This is a genomic window from uncultured Thiocystis sp. (assembly GCF_903866365.1).
GTDB lineage: Bacteria > Pseudomonadota > Gammaproteobacteria > Chromatiales > Chromatiaceae > Chromatium.
In genome coordinates, this window is the sequence record NZ_CAIPNF010000277.1 from 1 (window position 1) to 1,960 (window position 1,960).

The following is a 1,960-nucleotide window of genomic DNA, read 5'->3' on the forward strand; positions in this document are numbered from 1 at the left end:
CGGCGGCTTTGGTCATGGCGTCGGCCGCTTCGATGGCGGGCACCAGGCCGCGGGTCTCGATCATCCCCAGGGCAATTCCGTAATGTTCGTCGGCCATTTCATGTACTCCTCTGTTTCAAAAAAGCAGGTTGTGTTTAAAAATAGGTTGCGTATCAAACGCGGATTATGTTGCCAATCATCAGGTTAGGGGTGCGCGCCATGTCTATTTGGAAGGGCGCGCAAACAACCGATACATTTTTGCGCGCTCCTCTCTCCCCTCACCCCAACCCCTCTCCCCACTGGGGCGAGGGGCTAAAGGGCAGACTGTTTCAGGTGTTTTTGCACCATTCCCATGCCGGCGGTCTGGGCCACGATGTCTCAGTCCCGAGCGCGCGCGGCGGCGTCTTCCCCGTGATCGATGCTCCAGTGATCGATGATTCCTCCAATGCTCAGGTCGGTGAGCACCGCTTTGCCGACCGCCAGCCGCGCCGCCGAACCGCTGATGGTGAACACCCAGTTCCCGGGCCGGCTGCCGACCGTGTCGACCGCCACCGCCCGCCCGCCCTTGGCGTCTCGCAGCACCCGCAAGGAGACGGATTGGAGCCCCGCAACTCGGCGCGTGCAGACCAGCGCGTCTTCGACCTGCATGATGTCCACGGTCAGTTCTCCTTCCAGTGGTCGATGATGCCGACGATGGTCAGATCGCTCGGATAATCCTTATGGCCGGCGGCCTCGCGAGCGGCCGAACTGCCCACGCAGATGACCCAGTCGCCCGGCGTGCAGCCGACCGCGTCGACCGCCACCACCCGGCTGCTGCCGTCTCTCACCACCTGCAGATGGCGGTGCTCCAGCCCCGGAATGCGGTTGGTCGCCACCAGCGGTTTTTCCACCTGACAGATCTTCATGCCGCTTTCTCCAGTGCTGTCAGCGAGCCGCCGACCGGCTCCGCCGGCGCGGCGCGGCTGCTGTCGCGCACCGTCCAAAAGGTCTGGATCAGCCCGCGTTCGGCCAGGTCCGGATAGCGTTGGCCGATGGCTTCGGCGATCCGCTCACAGCGTTGGATCGCCCGTTCGCGCGCCCCCGGCACCTGTCCCGAATAGTCGAAGCGCAGCACGATGGGGATCGGCAGACCGTGGGCGACGTTGAGACGCCGAAAGATCTTGATCCCAACGTCCAGGTTCGGCGCGCCTTCCTCCAGGGTGCGCATGAAGGCGAAATAGGTCAGGTTACGAAGCTGGATCTCTTCGAAATCGCTGCCCACGCCGATGAAGCGTTCCTCATGTCCGATATCCGCATAGTGTCCGTCCTCGTAGCGCCGCACATAGTCGATCTGCGCGATGTTGTTCTCGATCAGCCGTGCCATCAGGCGCTGCATCCCCGGCTCGGCCGGTCGGCCGCCATCGCGCGGTGCCGCGATCCGTTCGCGGATCAGGTTGCGCGCCGACGCCGCATCGAGCCGGGCGGTGGCGCCGTAGAGTTCGCCCGCGTCGATGAAGCGATCCAGATCGGCATCCCCGGTCGCGTCGGGCAGGTGGATCCGCACCCGATCGGTATCCGTATCGATTCCGAGCAGCAGCACCTCGATCGAGGCGCCGCAGCAGTAGCTGTTTTCCACCGCCTCGCGGAAGGCCCGCAACTGCTCCAGGCCGGCCATCGCGGCGCGGCGGGTGTCGCTGCCATGCGCCGCGCATCCGTGGTGCGTCGGGTCGCGGCTGCTGTAGTGGTAGCTCACGACCTTGAGATAACGTGTCGGAGCGTCCGCAAGGTTTGGCACGCCCTCGCGGAAGCGGCTGAGTTCCACGCTGGCCCAACGCTCGACCGCTTCCTCGACATCGAAGAGCGTCCCGGCGTAGGACGTGCGACGCACGGCGCCCATCGGCAGGCGCAGCACATAACTGATGGCGTGCGCCAGACGCCCGTCCGCGCAGGGCGTCACATTCATGGCGTGAAACCCGCAATCGAGCAGGAACGCCTGAAAGGC

4 protein-coding genes are annotated in these 1,960 nt (G+C 64.9%); all 4 read right to left on the reverse strand.

The annotated features are described in order from the left end of the window. The coding region (locus QZY07_RS15440; protein ID WP_295404548.1) for a BMC domain-containing protein at window positions 1–97 on the reverse strand (97 nt) is incomplete at its 3' end. 260 nt (window positions 98–357) lie between these two features. Next, on the reverse strand, window positions 358–636 hold the full coding sequence (locus tag QZY07_RS15445) for a carboxysome peptide B (protein ID WP_295404544.1): 279 nt from the start codon (window positions 634–636) through the stop codon (window positions 358–360). 2 nt (window positions 637–638) lie between these two features. Further along, the gene (locus QZY07_RS15450) at window positions 639–884 is read right to left on the reverse strand and encodes a carboxysome peptide A (protein WP_201095964.1); all 246 of its coding nucleotides are present in this window, start codon (window positions 882–884) and stop codon (window positions 639–641) included. Continuing rightward, on the reverse strand, window positions 881–1,960 hold a 1,080-nt coding region (locus QZY07_RS15455; RefSeq protein ID WP_295404546.1), incomplete at its 5' end, for a carboxysome shell carbonic anhydrase. The genes QZY07_RS15455 and QZY07_RS15450, both read right to left, overlap by 4 nt.

Excerpts from the sequence above, each read along its gene's own strand:
- QZY07_RS15450 (WP_201095964.1), bottom strand. The coding sequence starts at position 884 with ATGAAGATCTGTCAGGTGGAAAAACCGCTGGTGGCGACCAACCGCATT.